Here is a 20,530-nt window from a genome sequence, read left to right on the forward strand (position 1 = left end):
GCACGCGGTGGCGGAAGGTGGATTGAACCACCGGTCAGCCCCGACCGGCAACCGCGCGTCGACCGGTCGATTCGGCTCGATTCGTTTGACATCATCCCGCTCGGCGAGAAGAGTGGCCGAAACTTTCTTTTGTTCGGAAAGCGGTAGGGGGGCCAATGTCCAGGAACAAGCTCGGCGTGATCGGCGCGGCACTCACGCTCGCGGCCGGTGTCCTGTCCGGATGCAGCGGCGGCGAGGCCGTCGACGTCGGCGACGGCGGCGGGAGCACCGGGGGCGCGGGGGGCGTCCTCAACGCCGCGATCGGCGGCGAACCGGACCAGCTCGACCCGCACAAGACGTCCGCCTACTACAGCTTCCAGGTCCTGGAGAACGTCTACGACACGCTCGTCGAGCCGGACGCCGACCTGAAGATGGTGCCGTCGCTGGCCACCAAGTGGACCACCAGCGCCGACCAGCTCACCTGGACGTTCACCCTGCGCGACGGGGCGAAGTTCTCCGACGGTTCGCCGCTGACCTCGGAGGACGTCGTCTACTCCTACGAGCGGATCATCAAGCAGAAGCTGAACACCGCCTACAAGTTCGCCACCGTCAAGTCGGTGACCGGCCCCGACCCGGCCACCGTCGTGGTGACGCTGACCGCGCCCACCCCCAACCTGCTGGCCAACCTGGGCGGCTTCAAGGGCGTGGCGATCGTGGAGAAGTCCAACGTGGAGTCCGGCAAGGTGAAGACCGCGCCGGTCGGCAGCGGCCCGTTCAAGGTCGCCGGCTACACCTCCGGCGACAGCATCAAGCTGGTCCGCAACGACACCTACTGGGGCGACAAGCCGAAGCTCGACGGCGTCACCTTCACGTTCGTCAAGGACCCGACCGTCGCGCTGCAGAACCTGCGCAGCGGCCAGGTGCAGTGGACCGACAACCTGCCGCCGCAGCAGGTGACGTCGTTGCGCGACGGCGACGACCCGGTGGTGAAGACCGCGCCGTCGACGGACTACTGGTACGTGGCGCTCAACGAGGCCCGCAAGCCGTTCGACAACCCCGAGGTCCGCCGCGCGATCGGCTACGCGCTGGACCGGGAGGCGATCACCAAGGCGGCCAAGTTCGGTCTCGCCACGGTCAACCAGGCCGCCATCCCGCGCGACAGCGCGTTCTTCTACGACTACGCGCCCTTCTCGCACGACCCGGCCAAGGCGAAGCAGATGCTCGGCCAGGCCGGCGTCGGCAACCTCACCATGGACCTGATGGTCACGAGTGAGTACCCGGAGACGGTCACCGCCGCCCAGGTCATCGCCGCGCAGCTCAAGGACGTCGGGATCACCGTGAAGATCCGTACGCTGGACTTCGCCCAGTGGCTCGACGAGCAGGCCAAGGGGAACTTCGACGGGTTCATGCTCGGCTGGCTGGGCAACGTCGACCCGGACGAGTTCTACTACGCCCAGCACCACAGCGGCGGCACGTTCAACTTCCACAAGTACGCCAACCCGGCCGTGGACAAGCTGCTCGACGCCGCCCGGACCGAGACCGACCAGGCCGCCCGCAAGCAGGCGTACGACCAGGCGGCGAAGCAGATCGTCGACGACGCCAGCTACCTCTACCTCTACAACCCGGACGTGGTGCAGGGCTGGTCGAAGAAGGTCTCCGGCTATGACGTCCGCAGCGACCGGGCGATCCGGTTCCGCACGGTCGCCCTCGGCAAGTGAGATGACCCGCTTCGTCCTGCGGCGGGTCCTCCAGTCCGCGGTCGTGCTGCTCGGGGTGACCCTGGTGGTCTTCCTGCTGCTGCAACTGGTGCCGGGCGACCCGGTGCGGGTGGCGCTCGGCACCCGCTTCGACCCGCAGACGTACGAGGCGCTGCGGGCCCGCGCCGGCCTGGACCAGCCGCTGCCCGTGCAGTACGCCAGCTACCTCGGCCACGCGCTCACCGGCGACCTCGGGGTCAGCTTCCGCACCGGGCAGCCGGTCAGCCGGATCGTGCTGGATCGACTGCCGGCGACGCTGTCGCTGGCGCTCACCGCGGTGGTGTTCGCGCTGCTGGTGGCGTTCCCGCTGGGCATCGTCGCGGCGGTGCGCAGCGGCTCGGCGGTCGACCACGCGGCGCGCGTGTTCAGCCAGTTCGGCGTCTCGGTGCCCGACTTCTGGATGGGCATCATGGGCATCATCCTCTTCGCCGGTGTGCTGGGCTGGCTGCCGCCGTCGGGTTACGTGGCGCTCACCGAGGACCCGGGCCGGTGGGCGTCGCACGTGGCGCTGCCGGCGGTCACCGTCGGCCTGGTCACCGCGTCGATCCTCACCCGGTTCATCCGCTCCTCGGTGCTGGAGGTCCTCTCCGCCGATTACGTGCGCACCGCCGAGGCGAAGGGGCTGCGCAACCGGGTGGTGATCCTGCGACACGTGCTGCGCAACGCGCTGATCCCGGTCGTCACCGTGGTCGCGGTGCAACTGGCCAGCCTGCTCGGCGGCGTGATCGTCATCGAGGTGCTGTTCGCCTGGCCCGGCATCGGCCGGCTCACGTTCGACGCGGTCCAGGCCCGCGACTATCCGGTCCTGCAGGGCGCCGTGCTGCTCGTGGCCGCGCTGTTCCTGCTGGTCAACCTGCTGGTGGACATTCTCTACGCCCGCCTCGACCCGAGGATCACGGTCAAGTGAGCGGCGCGTCCGAGAGCACCAGGCGTCGCGTGCTGGACGCGCTGCGCCGCGACCCGCTCGCCGTCGGCGGCACGCTGGTCCTGCTGCTGCTGGTCGTGGTGGGCGTCGCCGGTCCCTGGCTGGCCCCGTCCGGCGTCAACGACGTCGACGTCGACGCGATGTTGCGACCGCCCAGCGGGGCGCACCCGTTCGGCACCGACGAGCTGGGCCGGGACGTGCTCAGCCGGGTGCTGGTCGCGGCGCGCGTCTCGCTCCAGGTCGGCGTGGTCAGCGTCGGGATCGCGCTGGTCGCCGGCGTGACGCTCGGCCTGTTCGCCGGCTACTACCGGGGCTGGCTGGACAGCGTGCTGATGCGCTGCATGGACGTGCTGTTCGCGTTCCCGGTGCTGCTGCTGGCGGTGGCCATCGTGGCGGTGCTCGGGCCCGGCCTGCTCACCGCCATGGTCGCCATCGGCGTGGTCTACACGCCCATCTTCGCCCGGATCACCCGTGCCGGCGTGCTGGCCGTCCGCGAGCAGGTCTTCGTCCGGGCCGCCGTCTCGATCGGCGCGTCCGACCTGCGCATCATGCGCCGGCACGTGCTGCCCAACATCGCCGCGCCGCTGATCGTGCAGACGTCGCTGTCGCTGGCGTTCGCGATCCTGTCCGAGGCGGCGCTGTCCTTCCTCGGGCTGGGCATCCAGCCGCCGGCGCCGGCCTGGGGTCGGATGCTCTTCGACGGGCGGGGTTTCGTCACCGACGCCTGGTGGCTGGGTGTGTTCCCGGGCGCGGCGATCTTCCTGACCGTGCTCGCGTTCAACCTGGTCGGTGACGCGTTGCGCGACGTGCTCGACCCCCGCCAGCTCACCCTCAGCGAGGCCCGCAGGAGCACCGCATGAGCGAGCGCACCGAGCGAAGCGAGGGCCACGAGCGCATGCCCAGCCAGCACCGCTTGAGCGAGCGCACCGAGCGAAGCGAGGGCCACGAGCGCATGCCCAGCCAGCACCGCTTGAGCGAGCGCACCGAGCGAAGCGAGGGCCACGAGCGCATGCCCAGCCAGCACCGCATGACCAGCGGCGATGTCGTGTTCTCCGTCGAGGACCTCACCGTCACTGTCGGCACGAGGCGCGGGCCGGCCCGCGCCGTGGCCGGCGTGTCCTGGCAGGTACGGGCCGGCGAGACGTTCGCGCTGGTGGGCGAGTCGGGCAGCGGCAAGAGCATGACGCTGCTCGCGGCGACCGGCCTGGCGCCACGCGCGGCCACGGTCACCGGCCGGGTCCGGCTGCTCGACACCGAGCTGAGCGCGCTGCCCGACGACCGCCGGCGCAGGCTGCGCGGCCGGCACGTCGGGTTCGTGTTCCAGGATCCGATGACCTCGCTCAACCCGGTGCTTCCGGTCGGCCGGCAGGTCACCGAGGCGGCCGAGGCGCACCTCGGGCTGACCCGACGCGCCGCCCGAACCCGGGCGGTGGAGCTGCTCGACCTGGTCGGCATCCCGTCCGCCGCGCAGCGGGTCGACGCGTTCCCGCACCAGTTCTCCGGCGGCATGCGCCAGCGGGTCGTCATCGCCATGGCGCTGGCGTGCGAGCCGGACCTGCTGATCGCCGACGAGCCGACCACCGCGCTCGACGTCACCACCCAGGCGCAGATCGTCGAGCTGGTCGCCGACCTCCAGCAGCGGCTCGGCACCGCGGTCGTCTGGGTCACCCACGACCTGGGCGTGGTCGCCGGCATCGCGGACACCGTCGCGGTGATGTACGGGGGGCGGATCGTCGAGCAGGGTCCGGTCGACGCGGTGTTCGACGCGCCGACGCACCCGTACACCCGGGCGTTGCTCGCGGCGCGGCCGGACCCGGCCCGCCGGGGCGAGGATCTGGTGACGATTCCGGGCGCCCCGCCGAGCCCGCTCGACCTGCCGCCGGGCTGCGCGTTCTGGCCGCGCTGCCCGGTGCGCGCCGACCCTCGGTGCGAGCACGAGCTGCCCCCGCTGACGCCGGTCGGCGACGGGCACACCGTCCGCACCTTCTATCCGGGAGAGACGCCATGACAGCGGCGGACGTGGTCGCCGAACTGGACGACCTGGCGGTGCACTTCCCGACCCCGGCCGGCGTGGTCCGCGCCGTGGACGGCGTCACCCTGGCCGTCCGCCGGGGCGAGACGCTCGGCCTGGTCGGTGAGTCCGGCAGCGGTAAGTCCACCGCCGGCCTGGCGTTGATGCGGCTGGTCGACCCGACCGCCGGCCGGGTCCGGGTGGCCGGCGCGGACGTGACAGGGCTGTCCCGGCGTCGACTGCGCGGCATGCGCCGGCACGTGGCGATGGTGTTCCAGGACCCGCAGGCGTCGCTGGACCCGCGCCGTACGGTCGCGGACAGCGTCGCCGAGCCGCTTGTGGTGCACCGGCTGGCCACCTCCGCCGCGGCCCGCCGGTCCCGGGTGGCGGAGCTGCTGGAACTGGTCGGGCTGCGGCCGGAGACCGCCGACCGGCACCCGCACGAGCTGTCCGGCGGCCAGCGTCAACGGGTGGGGGTGGCCCGCGCGCTGGCCGGCGAGCCGGACCTGATCGTGCTGGACGAACCGATCGCCTCGCTGGACCTGAGCGTCCAGGCGCAGATCATGAACCTGCTCCGACGGCTGCAACGCGATCTCGGGCTGACCTACCTGTTCATCGCGCACGACCTGGCGGCCGTCGAGCACATGAGCGACCGGATCGCGGTGATGTACCTGGGCCGCATCGTGGAGACCGGCCCTCCGGAGCGGATCTACCAGCGGCCGGCGCACCCGTACACGGCGGCGCTGCTGTCGGCGGTGCCGGTGGCCGATCCCCGCGTCGAGCGGGAACGCCGGCGCATCGTGCTCTCCGGCGACATCCCCAGCCCGGTGGACCCGCCCAGCGGTTGCCGCTTCCGTACCCGCTGCCCGCAGGCCCGCGACGCGTGTGCCGGGACCGATCCGGCGTTGGTCGAGGTCGGCCCCGGCCAGCACGCCGCCTGCCTGTTCCCGCTGGACGGCGCGCGGCACCCTGCCGCCGGCGGGCCGGACCGGGACGGCGGCGCGGCGCGCGCCGACACCGGCGCGGCGTAGGCTCACCGGGCCGCCGTCGCACGCAGGAGCCGCCCGATGACGTTCACCACCCGGCCGACGCTGCGCGGCACGTTCGGCATGGTCTCCTCGACGCACTGGCTGGCCAGCCAGTCCGCGATGGGCGTGCTGGAGCGCGGCGGCAACGCGTTCGACGCCGCGGTCGCCGCCGGTTTCGTGCTGCACGTGGTCGAGCCGCACCTCAACGGCCCCGGCGGCGAGGTGCCGGCGATCCTGGCCACGGCCGGCGATCCCACCCCGCGGGTGCTCTGCGGCCAGGGCCCGGCCCCGGCCGGCGCCACCGTCGCGCACTTCCGCGCGCTCGGTCTGGACCTGGTGCCCGGCGCCGGCCCGCTCGCCGCCGTGGTGCCCGGCGCGGTGGACGCCTGGCTGCTCCTGTTGCGCGACCACGGCACCCGCCCGCTCGAGGAGGTGCTGGAACCGGCGATCGGCTACGCCGCCGCCGGTCATCCGCTGGTCGGCGCCGCCGGGCAGACCGTGGCGCGGGTCCGGTCGCTGTTCACCGAGCACTGGCCGACCTCCGCGCGGCTCTGGCTGCGCGATGGCCGCCCGCCCACGCCGGGGGAGATGGTCACCAACCCGGCGTACGCGGAGACGCTGCGCCGCCTGGTCGCTGCCGGGCGGAATGCCGGGGCGGACCGGGTGGCGCAGATCGAGGCGGCCCGGCGCGCCTGGCGGGAGGGTTTTGTCGCCGAGGCGATCGACAGGTTCAGTCGCCGCCCGTTCCGTGACTCCAGTGGTCGCCCGCACGCCGGCCTGGTCACCGGCGACGACCTGGCCGGCTGGTCGGCCACCTGGGAGGAGCCGGTCACGCTCGACTGGCGGGGGCACACCGTGGCGAAGACCGGTTTCTGGGGTCAGGGCCCGGTGCTGTTGCAGGCGTTGGCGACGCTCGACGCGCTCGACGATCCCCGGGCGCTGGACCCGTCCACGGTGGACGGCGTCCACGCCCAGGCCGAGGCGTTGAAGCTCGCCTTCGCCGACCGGGAGGCGTGGTACGGCGACACCGACGTGCCGGGCGCGGCGCTGCTCTCGTCGGCGTACGCCGCTGAGCGGGCCGCGCTGATCGGCGAGCGCGCCGCGACCGGGCTGCGCCCCGGTCATCCGGCGGGCGCGTCGCCCCGGCTCCCGGCGCACCTGGGCGCGCACGCCGCCCGGCGGCCCGCCCCGCCGGACCCGAGCACCGGCGAACCGACGGTACGCGCGGACGGGGTGACCCGCGGCGACACCTGCCACGTCGACGTGGTGGACCGGTGGGGCAACATCATCTCGGCCACCCCGAGCGGCGGCTGGTTGCAGAGTTCGCCCGTCATCCCGGAGCTGGGCTTCCCGCTGGGCAGCCGGCTGCAGATGTGCTGGCTGGAGGAGGGGCTGGCGTCGTCGCTGCGGCCGGGCCGGCGTCCGCGTACCACGTTGAGCCCGACGTTGGTGCTGCGTGCCGGCGAGCCGGTGCTGGCCTGCGGCACGCCCGGCGGCGACCAGCAGGACCAGTGGCAGTTGCTGTTCCTGCTGCGCCACCTCGTCGGCGGGCAGGAGTTGCAGGAGGCGATCGACGCGCCGGCGTGGCACACCACCAGCCTGCCGGCGTCGTTCTACCCGCGCGAGGTCGAGCCGGGCGTGCTGGTGGTGGAGGACCGGCTCGACCCGGACGTGCTGGCCGCGTTGCGCGCGAAGGGCCACACCGTGCGCCGCGCCGACCCGTGGAGCCTGGGCCGCCTGTGCGCCGTCACCCGCGACCCCCGCACGGGTGTCCTGTCCGCCGCCGCCAACCCCCGAGGCGCCCAGAACTACGCCACCGGCCGCTGACCCCCCGTCCCGGCCCGTCCCCGCTCCTCCCTCGCCGCGTCGATCTTGCAGATTCGGCCCCGGTATCGCGGACAAACCGGGCTCACATCGGGCCGCAACTGCAAGATCGCGGGAAGAGAGGGGGCGGGAGGTCAGGGGTGGTCGGCGACCGTGAGGTGGCTGTGGCGGAGGGAGCGGGGGTGGTGGGTGGGGGTGCCCAGGCGGCGGGCGGCGTCGAGCAGGTGCTCGGTCCGGGTGACGGTGAAGCCGTTGCGGGTGAGCAGGGCGGCCATCGCGGCCGGGGTCCTTGTCGAGCGCCACGGCTCGTCCGCCCAGACGCTCGACCGGCCGGTGGTGGCCGCCAGCAGCCGGGCCAGCACCCGCCCGAGCGTGGTGGTCACCGCGGGCGTCTGGTAGTTGACCACGAGCCGGCTGCCGGGCGCGGAACGGGCGGCCACCGCCTCGACCGTGGCCGACACCTGCGCCCGGGTCAGGTACGGCACGACGCCCTCCCAGACCCAGGTCGTCGGCGTGTCGGCACGGTGCCCGGCGGCGGCCAGCGCCTCGCCCAGCCGGTCCCGGCCGAAGTCCACCGGGACGAACCGGGGCGGGTCCCCGGGCAGCGCGCCGGCCCGGTCGCGCTTGTCCCGCTGGCTGGCCGGCTGGTCGACCTCGAAGACGGCCGCCCCGGCGAGTTCCGGCATCCGCCACGCGCGCCCGTCCAGCCCCGCGCCGAGGATCACCACCTGCGGGCCGAGCCGCTCCCGGACGGCGTCGTCGACGGCGACCGTGCGGGGCGCCATCAGCTCGGCGCAGGCGCGGACGCTCTCGTAGTCGACCCGGGGCCGCCAGCCGGTCGGCGCCGCGCCGGCGCGAACCCGGTCGACGGCGACGCGCTCGTCCGGGCGCAGCATCGGCGCGGCGGTCGGGTCGGTGAAGCGCCCGGGGGCGAGCCGCCCGTCGGCGGCGGCACGGCCCTGGCACACCAGCACCGCGGTCCGGCTCGCCCGCACCTCGCTCAGCCGTCGATCCGGGTGATGTTGCGGATCTTGTTGGCGGCGTCCAACGCCGCCACCTTGTACGCCTCGGCCAGCGTCGGATAGTTGAACACCGCGTCGAGCAGGTAGTCGACCGTCCCGCCGCAGCCCATCACCGCCTGCCCGATGTGGACGATCTCGGTGGCGCCGGTGCCGAACACGTGCACGCCGAGCAGCCGCCCGTCCGCCGGCGAGACGAGAAGCTTCAACATGCCGTACGGGTCGCCGACGATCTGCCCCCGGGCCAGTTCCCGGTAGCGGGCGATGCCCACCTCGAACGGGGTGGAGCTGTCGGTCAGCTCGTCCTCGGTCTTCCCGACGAAGCTGATCTCCGGGATGGTGTAGATGCCGATCGGCTGTAGTTCCGGCATCGCGCGGGCCGGTTCCCCGCAGGCGTGCTGCGCGGCCAGGCGGCCCTGTTCCATCGAGGTGGAGGCGAGCGCCGGGAAGCCGATGACGTCGCCGACGGCGTAGATGTTCTCGACCGCGGTGCGGTAGTCGGCGTCGACCTGGATCCGGCCGCGGTGGTCGGCGGTGAGCCCGGCCGCCTCGAGCGCGAGTTCGTCGGTCTGCCCCTGGCGGCCGGCGGAGTACATCACTGTGTCGGCGACGATCTTCTTGCCGCTGCGCAGCACGCAGAGCGCGGCGGTGCGGTGCTTCTCCACCGACGCCACCTCCTCGCCGAAGCGGAACGTCACGGACAGGTCCCGCAGGTGGTACTTGAGCGACTCGACGATCTCCTCGTCGCAGAAGTCGAGCATCCGTTCGCGGCGCTCCACCACCGTCACCTTGGTGCCGAGCGCGGCGAACATCGACGCGTACTCCATCCCGATCACGCCGGCGCCGACGACGACCATGCTGCGCGGCACGGCCTGCAGGTTGATGACGCCGTCGGAGTCGACGATCGTCCGGTCGTCGAAGTCGACGCTGTCCGGGCGGGCCGGGCGGGTGCCGGCGGCGATGACCGCCTTGTCGAAGCTGACCCGGGTCTCCCGGCCGGAGCCGGCGTCGACCCAGACCGCGTGCGCGTCGGCGAACCGGCCGGTGCCGGTGATCATCGTGACCCGGTTGCGGGCCAGCTGGTCGCGGATCACGTCGGTCTGCCGGCCGATCACGTGCTGGGTCCGGGCGGCCAGGTCGGCGACGGTGATGTCCTCCTTGACCCGGTAGCTGCTTCCGTAGAGGTCACGCTGGCTCAGCCCGGTCAGGTAGAGGACCGCCTCGCGCAGCGTCTTGGACGGCACGGTGCCGGTGTTGATGCACACCCCGCCGAGCATGTCGCGACGGTCCACGACGGCGACGCGACGGCCCAGCTTGGCCGCGGCGATCGCCGCCTTCTGTCCACTCGGTCCGGAGCCCAGCACCAGCAGGTCGTAGTCATACACGCCCGACAGCCTGGCAGCATGTCGCGGCGGACGCCAGCGGAGGGATCCCCAGAAGTGGATCATTCCCGTACGGTGCGCGGATGCGCCGCCGCGTACCGCTGATCCTGCTTCTCGCGCCGCTGCTCGCCGCCCGGCCTCACCTCGACTCGAAGACCACGCCGAAGCAGATCAAGGTCGGTTGACCGGGTCCGGGGCCCCGCGGGTCGGCGGGGCCCCGGACCGGCTCAGCGGCCCTGGAGCGCCCGGACGTTGTCGCCGAACGTCCAGCCCTTGGACCCGTCCCAGTTGATCGACCAGGTCATCAGCCCCTTGAGTCCCGGCACGGACTGCCAGGCCTGGCTGACCAGCGACGGGCTCAGGTAGCCGCCGCCCGCGCCGGGCTGCGCCGGCAGGCCGGGGACCTGCTTGTCGTACGGGACGCGGATGGTGACGCCCTGGACGGTGAGCCCGTTGTTCAGGCACTGCGTCTGCACGGTGAAGCCCTGCACGGTGCCGGCCGGGTACGAGTCACCGGCGCAGCCGTACATGGAGCCGTTGTAGTACTGCATGTTCAGCCACCACAGCCGGCCGTTGTCGGCGTACTTCTTCACGATCGGCAGGTACGCGCCCCAGATCGAGCCGTAGGTGACGCTACCGCCGGTGACGTACGCGGTCTCCGGCGCCATGGTGAGCCCGAACCCGGCCGGCATCTGGGCCAGCACCCCGTCGATGATCCGGATCAGGTTGGCCTGCGACGGCGAGAGCTGGTTGATGTTCCCACTGCCGGTCAGCCCGGTCTCGATGTCGATGTCGATGCCGTCGAAGTTGTGCCGTTTGAGGATCGGCACCACGGTGGCGACGAACCGGTCGGCGACGGCGGCGGAGCTGAGGTCGATGCCGGCGGCGGCGCCGCCGATGGAGAGCAGCACGGTCAGGCCGGCGGCCTTGGCCTGGCAGACCTGCGCCGGGGTGGGCACCCGGACGCCGGCGTCCATGCCGTCCTCCCAGAGCACGGTGCCGTCGGCGCGGATGACCGGGAACGCGGCGGTGACCACGTTGTAGCCGTGGCCGGTGATCCGGGCGTCGGTGACCGGGATCCAGCCGAGTCCGGGGTGCACGCCGTTGGCCGCGCCGTCCCAGTTCTCCCAGTAGCCCTGGAGCACCTTGCCGGTCGGCCGGGACCGCGGCGCGCAGGTGTCACCGCCCGGCGTGGACGTCGCGGTCGGGGTCGGCGTGGGGGTCCGGGTGGGGGAGGGGGACGCGGTGGGGCTGGGCGTGGGCGAGGGTGGCCGGGTGGTCGGGCTGGGTGACGGGGTGCCGCCGGTGCAGGCGCCGAGGTCGGTCCAGAGCGCCGGTACGGCGGCCGGCGTCCAGCCCGCGCCGACCGGCGGCGTGTGCGTGACCAACGCCTGGTAGAGCCGGCCGGCGTAGCTGGCCCGGCTGCCGGCGGTCCAGGTGACGCCCTCGGCCCAGGTGGGCGCGTCGCAGGCCACCAGCGCGGTGGGGTTCGCGGCGGCGGCGAAGCCACCGGCGGCGGGCAGGGCCACGGTGGCGGCGAGCAGCGCGACGCCACCGAGTAGAGCGGTCGTCCCACGTCCGAGTCGCATGACATACCTCCTCATCGATGCGGCGGAGGTTATCAGTTAACTTTGTTAAGTGTAAATGCGCAGTAGTCTGTCAGCACTTCGTTCAGGACGTGAAATACAGGAAGGACGGCGGCGGACGTGGACGCCAGACGCACCACGGTGCGCGACATGCGCCGGGCCAACCGGTCGGTCCTGCTCACCCGGATCTGGCTGGACGGCCCGCTCAGCCGGCACGAGCTGGGTCAGTCCACCGCGTTGAGCCTGGCCAGCGTGAGCAACCTGGTCGGCGAGATGATCACCGAAGGGCTGGTCGAGGAGGCCGGCTCGGTGGAGTCCGACGGCGGTCGTCCCCGGGTGCTGCTGCGGGTCGCCCCCGGCCACGGCTACCTGGTCGGCGCCGACGTGGGCGAGACCCGGGTGCAGGTCGAGCTGTTCGACCTGACCATGACCGCGCTGGCCAAGGCGGAGTACCCGATCGCCGCCGCCGAGCCCGACCCGGGACAGGTCGCCACGCACCTGCTGCACGGCCTCGCCGCGGTGACCGAACAGGCGGGCGTCGACCCGGCCGCGGTGCTCGGCTTCGGCGTCGCGGTCTCCGGCACGGTCGAGCGCGCCGCCGACGCGGTGGTGCACGCGCAGACGCTCGGCTGGGACGCCGTCCCGCTCGGCGCGATGCTGCGCGCCGGCACCGACGTGCCGGTGCACATCGACAACGGCGCCAAGACGCTCGGCCAGGCCGAGATGTGGTTCGGCGCCGGCCGGGGCGTCCGGCACGCGGTGGTCGTCCTGGTCGGGTCCGGTGTCGGGGCCTGCGTGGTCGCCGACGGCGTCGGCTACCGCGGCGCGCACAGCAGCGCCGGCGAGTGGGGCCACACCACCATCGTGTACGGGGGCCGGCGCTGCCGCTGCGGCAACCTCGGCTGCCTCGAGGCGTACGTCGGGGCGGAGGGGGTGCTCGACCGGTTCCGGCGGGCCAACCGGGGCCGCCCGGCGCCCGGCGGAGACGAGGAGAGCGCGTTCGGTGAGCTGTTGCGCGCCGGCAGCCGCACCGCCGCCACCGTGATCGACGAGACGGTCGGCTACCTCGGCGCCGGCCTGGCCAACCTGGTGAACCTGTTCAACCCGGAGCGGGTGGTGCTGGGCGGCTGGGCCGGGCTGGCGCTGGGCGAGCGCCATCTGCCGGCGATCCGCGAGGCGACCGCGCGGCACGCGCTGCGCCAGCCGTACGCGCAGACCTCGGTCGAGCTGTGCCGGCTCGGACCGGACGCGGTCGCGATGGGCGCGGCCACCCTGCCGATGGCCCGGCTGCTGCGCGACGGCGGCGTGCGCCGCGAGCCGGCGGCCCGGCCGGCCCCGGCGCGGCGGTCGCCGGGCCGCTGACCGGCCGGCCGGCGTCACCGACGGCGGCGGCCGGACCGGCGTCACCGCCGGCCCGGCCACCCGTGGGGTCAGGAGGGCGGCGTCCACTTCTGGTTGGCGCCGCCGGTGCAGCTCCACACCTGGGTCTTCGCTCCGTCGGCGGACGTGTTGCCGGTGACGTCGAGGCACTTGTCCGCCTGCGGGTTCACCAGGTCCCGCCCGGCGGTCGCGGTCCACTGCTGGGCGGCGCTGCCGTTGCAGGTCCAGAGTTGCACCCTCGTGCCGTCGGCGGTGCCGCCGCCGGCCACGTCCAGACACTTGCCGAGCGCGCGCAGCGTCCCGTCGGCAGCGCGGGTCCAGCGTTGGTTGACCGCCCCGGTGCAGCTCCAGATCTGTACCGGCGTGCCGTCGGCGCTGGTGTTGTCGGTGACGTCCAGGCACTTCCCGCCGATGCCGGTGACCGGGCCGGTCGGCGTCGCGCCGCCGCCGGACTGGGTGCCGGACCAGGTGAACGTGGCGGTGGTGCGGGCCGGCAGCGTATAGCTGAAGGACTGCCCGCCCCACACCACCCGGACCGACTGCGCGGACGTGCCGCCGTTGTGCGCCAGCAGCGCCTTGGAGCCGTCCGGGTTGCGGTACGCCACGTTCTGCACCGTGCCGTTGGCGGTGGAGTCGATCCGGGTCGCTCCGGGCCGGACGAATCTGGTCAGGTGGCCGGTGGTGTAGTACTCGATCGTGTAGTCGACCTGGCCGGCCCGGGCGCCGCCCTCCTGCACGGTGATCAGGCCGGTGCAGGTGCCGCAGCCGCCGTTGTGCGGGCCCATGTTCTGGTTGACCGCGAGGCTCCACTTCACCACGCTGCGGCTCCAGTTCCGGGCGTAGTTCACGATGTCGGCCATGTCCTCGTTGTGCTGGTTGGTGATCCAGGTGCCTCCGGAGTGCTCGGTGCTGAACTGCGGCACCGCCGGGTACTGCGCGCGCACCTGGCTGCCGACCGCCGGGTCACCGAAGTAGCCGTGCCAGGCGATGCCGCCGAAGAGCGGGTCGGTGCGGACCGCGCTGTCGGCGAGCAGCCCGGAGCCGATGGTGCCGTAGTCGCCGTAGTTCCAGTCGTGCACCAGCACCTTCGTGCTGATCCCGGCGGCGCGCAACGCCGGGTAGACGAAGTTCTTGGTCAGTTCCGTCAGGCCGGAGGCGTTCCAGCTCATGCCGGGATAGTCCATCGCGGTGGGATTGCCGGCCTGGCAGCAGTTCGGCTCGTTCTGCACCGACAGGTAGTCGACGGTCACGCCGCGCGCCGCGTACGCCTGAAGCGTCCGGACCAGGTACTGCGCGTAGGTGGCGTAGTGCTCCCACTTCAGCCAGCCCATCTGGTCCATCCGGCCGTTGTCCTTCATCCAGCCGGGCGCGCTCCACGGCACCACCATCACCCGCAGCGCCGGGTTGAGCTGACGGGCCTGCGCGGTGAGCAGCTCGACGTTCGTGTCGTAGCCGGTCGCGCCGAAGTCGGTGAGGTCGCAGCAGGTGTCGTCGAGGGACACGTTGCCGGGCCGGGACAGGTCGGACGCGCCGACCGGGTTGCGGACGAACGACAGCCCGATCCCGTCGGTGGGGCTGAACAGCTTGCGCATCACCGCGTCCCGGGTGGCCGCGCTGACCGGACCGCCCCGCAGCAGGTACGCGGTGGTGTCGGTGATGGACGCGCCGGCGCCCTCGAACGGCTGGTAGCGGGTGTTCTCGTCGACGGTGATGGTGTGCGTGGCGCCGGGGCTGGTGGCGGCGAAGGCGAGCGGGCTCTGCTGTTGCAGCCCGCGGGTGACGGTCCGGCCGCCGCTGTCGGAGGTGGTGGTGAGCCAGACGTCGACGCGTTCACCGGCGGCGTGGGCCGCGGTGGTGGGGGCGAGGGCGCCGGCGGTGAGGCAGAGCGTCAGGGCGACGCGGCCGGCGAGGTGGGCAACGGTGGTGGGGGACACGGGTGCTCCTTCCGGATGAATAGACATCCGTAAATGAGCGAACCGTTGTTCCGGGCTTATGTCAAGACATGAAAGAAAGGGGCGGTCGCCCGGGAAGCTCCCGCGCGACCGCCCCGCACGCCGGATCAGCGCCGCTCGCGCGCCCGCCGGACGGTGTCGCGGTACCACAGCGCGCTGCGCTTCGGGGTGCGGCGCTGGGTGTCGTAGTCCACCCGGACGATGCCGAACCGCTTGTCGTAGCCGTACGCCCACTCGAAGTTGTCCAGCAGCGACCAGGCGAAGTAGCCCCGCACGTCCGCGCCCGCCTGCCGGGCCCGGGCCACCGCCCGCAGGTGCTCGGTCAGGTAGCCGACCCGGTCGTCGTCGGCCACGAACCCCTCCGCGTCCGGCTCGTCGTCGAACGCCGCGCCGTTCTCGGTGATCACCATCGGCACGCCCGGGTAGTCGCGGTGCAGCCGCACCAGCAGGTCGGTGAAGGACTCGGGGACGATCTCCCAGTCCATCGCGGTGCGCGGCAGGTCCCGGCGGACCACCCGGCGCACCGGCTTGCCGTCGTCGTCGCGCTCCCGGCCCTGCTCGTCCACGCCGGAGTGCAGCTGCCCGAAGTAGTAGTTCACGCCCAGCACGTCGATCGGGGTGGCGATGACGTCCAGATCCCCGTCCTCGACCGGGATCCGCACCCCCTCGGCGGCCAGGTCGTCGATCACGTCCGGCGGGTACGACCCGCGCAGCACCGGGTCCAGGTAGAGCCGGTTGCCCAGCCCGTCCGCCGCCCGCGCCGCGTCCCGGTCCGCCGCGCTGTCGGTCGCCGGGTCGGCGGTGGACAGGTTCACGGTCAGCCCCAGCTCGATCGGTGTCTGCGCCGCCGCGCGCAGCCGCCGGGTGGCCAGCCCGTGCCCGAGCAGCAGGTGGTGCGCGGCGGCTATGCCGTCGCCCAGGTTCCGCCGGCCGGGGGCGTGGTCGCCGTAGGCGTACCCGAGCATCGCCGAGCACCACGGCTCGTTGAGCGTGGTCCAGGTGCGGACCCGGTCGCCGAGCGCGGCGAAGACCAGCTCCGCGTAGTCGGCGAAGCGGTACGCGGTGTCCCGGTTCGGCCAGCCGCCGGCGTCCTCCAACTCCTGCGGCAGGTCCCAGTGGTAGAGCGTCACCCACGGGTCCACGCCGCGGCCGAGCAGCTCGTCCACCAGCCGGTCGTAGAAGCCCAACCCGGCCGCGTTGGCCGGCCCGCGCCCGCCCGGCTGCACCCGCGGCCAGGCCACCGAGAACCGGTACGTGTCCAGCCCCAGGTCGGCGATGAGCGCCACGTCCTGCGGCATCCGGTGGTAGTGGTCGCAGGCCACGTCGCCGTGGTCGCCGTTGGCCACCGCCCCCGGGACCCGGCAGAAGGTGTCCCAGATCGACGGCGTGCGACCGTCCTCGGCCACCGCGCCCTCGATCTGGTACGACGACGTCGCCACCCCCCACCGGAAGGTCGGCGGCAGCGTGTCGATCGGGTCGGCCTGATCGAGGCTCGGGCGGTTGAGGTCGGTGTCCATGGTTCTCCTCGCGGTAGCGGTGGGCTCGGACTTCTCAGCGGGGCAGGGGGGCGACGGCCGGGTGCAGCCAGCACGCGACGGCCCGGGTCGGATCGTCGACACCGGGTGGGCCCAGCACCGGCAGGCGCTCGTCGCACGGCGCGAACGCCTTCGGGCAGCGCGGGTGGAACGCGCAGCCGGCCGGCATGGCGCGCAGGTCCGGTGGGGAGCCGGGGATGCCGGTCAGCTCCCGGCGCGGCCCGTGCAGCGCCGGGAACGAGTGCAGCAACCCCTCGGTGTACGGGTGCAGCGGCTCGGCGTACAGCCGGGCGGCGGGCGCCTCCTCGACGATCCGGCCGCCGTACATGATGGCGATCCGGTCGGAGAACTCCACCAGCAGCGACAGGTCGTGGGTGATGAACAGCACCGCGAAGCCGAGCCGCTCGCGCAGCTCGGTGAGCTGGCCGAGGATCTGCCGTTGCATCACCACGTCCAGCGCGGTGGTCGGCTCGTCCATGATGACCAGTTGCGGCTCCAGCGCCAGCGCCATGGCGATCATGACGCGTTGCCGCATGCCGCCGGAGAGCTGGTGCGGGTAGCTGTCCAGCCGGTCGGCGGCGATGCCGACCAGGCGCAGCAGGTCCTTCGCGCGGGCCCGCCGGCCGGCCGCGGTGCTCTTCGGCTCGTGCGCCTTGATCACGTCGAGGAGTTGGGTGGAGACCCGGTGCACCGGGTTGAGCGAGTTCATCGCGCCCTGGAACACGATCGACGTCTCCGCCCAGCGGAACTCGCGCAGCCGGGCGGGGCTCAGCGTCAGCACGTCCACCGGCGGGCCGTCGGTCGGGTGGTAGATCACCTGGCCGCCGCTGACCACGCCGGGCGGCGGCAGCAGTCGGGTCAGCCCGTACGCCAGGGTGGACTTGCCGCTGCCGCTCTCCCCGGCCAGGCCGAGCACCTCACCGCGGTGCAACGTCAGGTCCACGTCGCGGACCGCCCGCACCGCGTCCGCGCCGACGCCGTAGTCGACGCACAGCCCGCGGATCTCCAGCACCTGGTCGCTCATCGGGTCTGGTCCTTTCGGGTGTCCTGCATCTCGACGGGGGCCGCCGTCGGGGCCAGCACCGGGGTGAAGCCGACCCGCATCCGCACCGTGCGGCCGTCCGCGGTGCGGATCCGGGTCCGGCCGCCGGTGCGTAGCCGAGGGCTGACGAACTCGTCGATGCCGAAGTTGATCAGCGCGAGCGCGGTGCCGAGCAGCGCGATGGCCAGCCCGGCCGGCACGAACCACCACCACGCGCCCTGCGCGAGCGCCTGCTGGCCCTGGGCCCAGAACAGGATGGTGCCCCAGTTCCAGGAGCTGACCGACGAGATGCCGATGAACGCCAGGGTGATCTCCGACATCACCGCGAAGATCACCGTGCCGACGAAGCCGGAGGCGATGATCGCGGTCAGGTTCGGCAGGACCTCGAAGCCGATGATCCGCCAGGTCCGCTCGCCGTTGGCCCGCGCCGCCTCGACGTAGTCGCGGCGCCGCAGCGACAGCGTCTGGGCGCGCAGCACCCGGGCGCCCCACGCCCACGACGTGAGCCCGATGATCAGCGCGACCAGCAGGTCGCCGGCCTGGTCGACGAGCGACGCCACGATGATGATCAGCGGCAGCGCCGGGATCACCAGGAACACGTTGGACAGCGCGGAGAGGCCCTCGTCGGCCGCGCCGCCCAGGTAGCCGGCGGTCACCCCGATCAGGACGGACAGGATCGTGGCCAGCACGCCGGCGATCAGGCCCACCACCATCACGCTGCGCGCGCCCACCAGGATCTGGCTGAAGATGTCCTGCCCGAGGTGGGTGGTGCCGAACCAGTGCCGGGTCGACGGCGCCTGGAGCACGTCCGCGCTCCGCGCGTCCGGGTCGTACGGCGCGATCCACGGCCCGATCACCGCCAGCAGCACGTACACGCCGAGGAGGGCCAGGCCGGTCGCGGCCTTGGCGTTGGCCACGAAGCGGAACCGGCGGCGCCGCGCCCGGGCCGACGGCTGCGCCATCGCGCCCTGACCGGGGATGACCTGCTCGATGCTCGACGGGGAGATTGTCATCGCTCAGCTCTTTCGGGTCCGCGGGTCGAGGAGCAGGTACGCGACGTCGGCGAGCAGGTTCGCCACCAGCACCGAGATCGTGATGATCAGGAAGATGCCCTGCATGAGCGGGTAGTCCTTGCTGCCGACGGCCTGGAAGAGCTGGAACCCCAGACCCGGATAGGAGAAGACGATCTCCACCAGCAGCGTGCCGCCGACGATGAAGCCCAGCGACAACGCGAAGCCGGAGACGTTGGGCAGCAACGCGTTGCGCGCGGCGTAACTGAGCGCCACCCGGCGCTCGGAGAGCCCCTTGGCGTGCGCCACCGTGATGTAGTCCTCGCTGGCGACGGTGACCATCATGTTGCGCATGCTGAGGATCCAGCCGCTCATCGAGGAGACCAGGATGGTCGCCGCGGGCAGGATGCTGTGCTGCAGCGCGCTCGGGATGAAGTACGCGTCGAACGCCGGCACCAGGCCCGGCTCGTAGCCGCCGGAGGAGGGGAAGAAGCTGCCCGGCCCGGCGAACAACGCGATCGCCACCAGACCCAGCCAGAAGTAGGGGATCGAGGAGAGGAACGTGGTGGCCGGCAGCAGCCCGTCGATCCACGAGCCGCGTCGCCAGCCGGCGCCCACGCCCAGCGCGGTGCCGAGCAGGAAGCTGACCACGGTGGTGACGCCGACCAGGCCGACCGTCCACGGCAGGCTGCTCCCGATCACCTCCGACACCGGCGCCGGGAAGAACGTGAACGACAGGCCCAGGTCGCCGTGCAGGAGCTGTCCCCAGTAGGCGACGTACTGCTCCCACAGGCTGCGGTCAGAGTCCAGCCCGAACAGCACCCGCAGCGAGGCGATCGCGTCGGCGCTGATCCGACCCTGGTTACGGGAGATCAGCGACTGCACCGGGTCGCCCGGCACGATCCGGGGGATGAAGAAGTTGAGCGTGATCGCCGCCCAGGCGGTGAACAGGTAGAAGGCCATCCGTTGCAGCAGGAACCTCACCGGGCCACCTCCTCGGGCACGGTTGCCTCCGCCGCCACGGTGGCCGGGTCGAACAGCCAGCACGCCGCCCAGTGCCCGGCCCGGTCGTCGATCGGGATCGGCGGCGGAAGGTCGGTGGCGCACCGGGGCATGGCGTGCGGGCAGCGCGGGTGGAACCGGCAGCCGGCCGGCGGGCGGATCAGGCTCGGCGGCTCACCGTGCCCGCGCTCGGTCGCCGGGTCGGCGTCCGCGCCCGCGCCGGTGATCCGCTCCGGGTCCGGTGCCGAATCGATGAGCAACCGGGTGTACGGGTGCGCCGGCCGCTGGGTGACCGTCTCGCTGTCGCCGCCCTCGACCATCCGCCCGGCGTACATGACGATCGTCTCGTCGGCGAAGTAGCGGGCCGAGGCGATGTCGTGGGTGATGTAGAGGATGGCCAGGTTCAGCCGGTCCTTGAGGTCCTGGAGCAGGTTGAGCACGCCGAGGCGGATCGAGACGTCCAGCATGGAGACCGGCTCGTCGGCGAGCAGCACCTCCGGGTCCGCGCCGAGCGCCCGGGCGATGGCGACGCGCTGGCGCTGGCCGCCGGACAACTCGTGCGGGAACGCGTCGAGGTAGCGCTCGGGCGGGGTGAGGCTGACCCGGGTGAGCAGGTCCGCGAGGGCCTTCTCCAGCCCGTCCGCGCCGTCGCCGGCGTTGCCGTGGATGCGCAGCGACCGGGTGAGGTGGTAGCGCACGGTGTGCACCGGGTTCAACGAGGCGAACGGGTCCTGCAGGATCAGCTGCACCCGGCGCACGTACGCCCGGAAGCGCCGGCCGCCGCGGACCCGGATCGGGACGCCGTGCAGCCGGATGTCGCCGGCGGTGCGCGGATAGAGCTGGGCCAGCAGCCGGGCCACCGTGGACTTGCCGGAGCCGGACTCGCCGACCAGCGCGGTCACCCGGCCGCGGCGCAGCGCGATCGAGACGTCGTCGACGGCGTGCACCACCGCCGAGGTCCGGGAGAGGAGGTCGCGCAGCCGCCGGCGGACCGGGAAGTGCTTGGTCAGGCCGACGGCCTCCAGCACCACCTCGTCGGCCGGCGCCGGGGCGCTCTCGGTCGTCGTCATGCCGAATTCCTGTCTGGGGTTGCCGGGG

16 protein-coding genes are annotated in these 20,530 nt (G+C 72.9%); 7 read left to right on the top strand and 9 right to left on the bottom strand.

The genetic code is table 11. The features are described from left to right. The first annotated feature begins 155 nt into the window (after positions 1–155). From C8054_RS11670 to C8054_RS11695, 6 genes are all read left to right on the top strand, one after another. Positions 156–1,697 carry an ABC transporter substrate-binding protein gene (locus C8054_RS11670; RefSeq protein ID WP_107156790.1) on the top strand — a complete coding sequence of 514 codons (1,542 nt, stop codon included), beginning with the start codon at positions 156–158 and terminating at the stop codon, positions 1,695–1,697. Position 1,698: 1 nt separating this feature from the next. Beyond that, positions 1,699–2,643, top strand: coding sequence for an ABC transporter permease (locus C8054_RS11675; RefSeq protein WP_107156791.1), 945 nt, complete (start codon positions 1,699–1,701; stop codon positions 2,641–2,643). Then, entirely contained in the window at positions 2,640–3,521 is an 882-nt protein-coding gene (locus C8054_RS11680; protein WP_107156792.1) for an ABC transporter permease, read from the top strand. The genes C8054_RS11675 and C8054_RS11680 overlap by 4 nt, the downstream gene beginning before the upstream one ends. A gap of 167 nt (positions 3,522–3,688) precedes the next feature. Continuing rightward, positions 3,689–4,669, top strand: coding sequence for an ABC transporter ATP-binding protein (locus C8054_RS11685; RefSeq protein WP_107156836.1), 981 nt, complete (start codon positions 3,689–3,691; stop codon positions 4,667–4,669). After that, positions 4,666–5,703: an ABC transporter ATP-binding protein gene (locus tag C8054_RS11690; RefSeq protein ID WP_233219595.1), complete on the top strand. Its 1,038-nt coding sequence runs from the start codon at positions 4,666–4,668 to the stop codon at positions 5,701–5,703. Before C8054_RS11685 ends, C8054_RS11690 begins: the two co-directional genes overlap by 4 nt. Before the next feature lie 36 nt (positions 5,704–5,739). Next, positions 5,740–7,527, top strand: coding sequence for a gamma-glutamyltransferase family protein (locus C8054_RS11695; protein WP_107156793.1), 1,788 nt, complete (start codon positions 5,740–5,742; stop codon positions 7,525–7,527). A gap of 131 nt (positions 7,528–7,658) precedes the next feature. Here C8054_RS11695 and C8054_RS11700 read toward each other — a convergent pair whose 3' ends face one another. The 3 genes from C8054_RS11700 to C8054_RS11710 form a co-directional block, all read right to left on the bottom strand. Then, positions 7,659–8,519: a class I SAM-dependent methyltransferase gene (locus tag C8054_RS11700; RefSeq protein WP_233219596.1), complete on the bottom strand. Its 861-nt coding sequence runs from the start codon at positions 8,517–8,519 to the stop codon at positions 7,659–7,661. A 5-nt stretch (positions 8,520–8,524) separates the two neighbouring features. Continuing rightward, the gene (sthA, locus tag C8054_RS11705) at positions 8,525–9,928 is read right to left on the bottom strand and encodes a Si-specific NAD(P)(+) transhydrogenase (RefSeq protein WP_107156795.1); all 1,404 of its coding nucleotides are present in this window, start codon (positions 9,926–9,928) and stop codon (positions 8,525–8,527) included. A gap of 224 nt (positions 9,929–10,152) precedes the next feature. Next, positions 10,153–11,514: a glycosyl hydrolase family 18 protein gene (locus C8054_RS11710; protein WP_107156796.1), complete on the bottom strand. Its 1,362-nt coding sequence runs from the start codon at positions 11,512–11,514 to the stop codon at positions 10,153–10,155. Positions 11,515–11,631: 117 nt separating this feature from the next. Between C8054_RS11710 and C8054_RS11715 the strand changes: the two genes are divergently transcribed. After that, the gene (locus C8054_RS11715; protein WP_107156797.1) at positions 11,632–12,873 is read left to right on the top strand and encodes an ROK family transcriptional regulator; all 1,242 of its coding nucleotides are present in this window, start codon (positions 11,632–11,634) and stop codon (positions 12,871–12,873) included. Positions 12,874–12,941: 68 nt separating this feature from the next. Here the strand turns inward: C8054_RS11715 and C8054_RS11720 are convergent, their stop codons facing one another. The 6 genes from C8054_RS11720 to C8054_RS11745 form a co-directional block, all read right to left on the bottom strand. After that, positions 12,942–14,825, bottom strand: coding sequence for a ricin-type beta-trefoil lectin domain protein (locus C8054_RS11720; protein WP_306766813.1), 1,884 nt, complete (start codon positions 14,823–14,825; stop codon positions 12,942–12,944). Positions 14,826–14,950: 125 nt separating this feature from the next. Then, complete coding sequence (locus C8054_RS11725) at positions 14,951–16,360, bottom strand: GH1 family beta-glucosidase (RefSeq protein ID WP_107156799.1); 1,410 nt, start codon at positions 16,358–16,360, stop codon at positions 14,951–14,953. Between the two features lie 34 nt (positions 16,361–16,394). Beyond that, entirely contained in the window at positions 16,395–17,402 is a 1,008-nt protein-coding gene (locus tag C8054_RS11730; protein WP_107156800.1) for an ABC transporter ATP-binding protein, read from the bottom strand. Then, a complete protein-coding gene (locus C8054_RS11735) occupies positions 17,399–18,433 on the bottom strand; it encodes an ABC transporter permease (RefSeq protein ID WP_199199700.1) in 1,035 nt (344 codons plus the stop codon). Before C8054_RS11735 ends, C8054_RS11730 begins: the two co-directional genes overlap by 4 nt. Before the next feature lie 3 nt (positions 18,434–18,436). After that, the gene (locus tag C8054_RS11740) at positions 18,437–19,414 is read right to left on the bottom strand and encodes an ABC transporter permease (RefSeq protein ID WP_107156801.1); all 978 of its coding nucleotides are present in this window, start codon (positions 19,412–19,414) and stop codon (positions 18,437–18,439) included. Continuing rightward, entirely contained in the window at positions 19,411–20,502 is a 1,092-nt protein-coding gene (locus tag C8054_RS11745; RefSeq protein WP_107156802.1) for an ABC transporter ATP-binding protein, read from the bottom strand. The genes C8054_RS11740 and C8054_RS11745 overlap by 4 nt, the downstream gene beginning before the upstream one ends. Positions 20,503–20,530 lie beyond the last annotated feature (28 nt).

The organism is Micromonospora sp. RP3T (assembly GCF_003027925.1).
Classification (GTDB): domain Bacteria; phylum Actinomycetota; class Actinomycetes; order Mycobacteriales; family Micromonosporaceae; genus Micromonospora.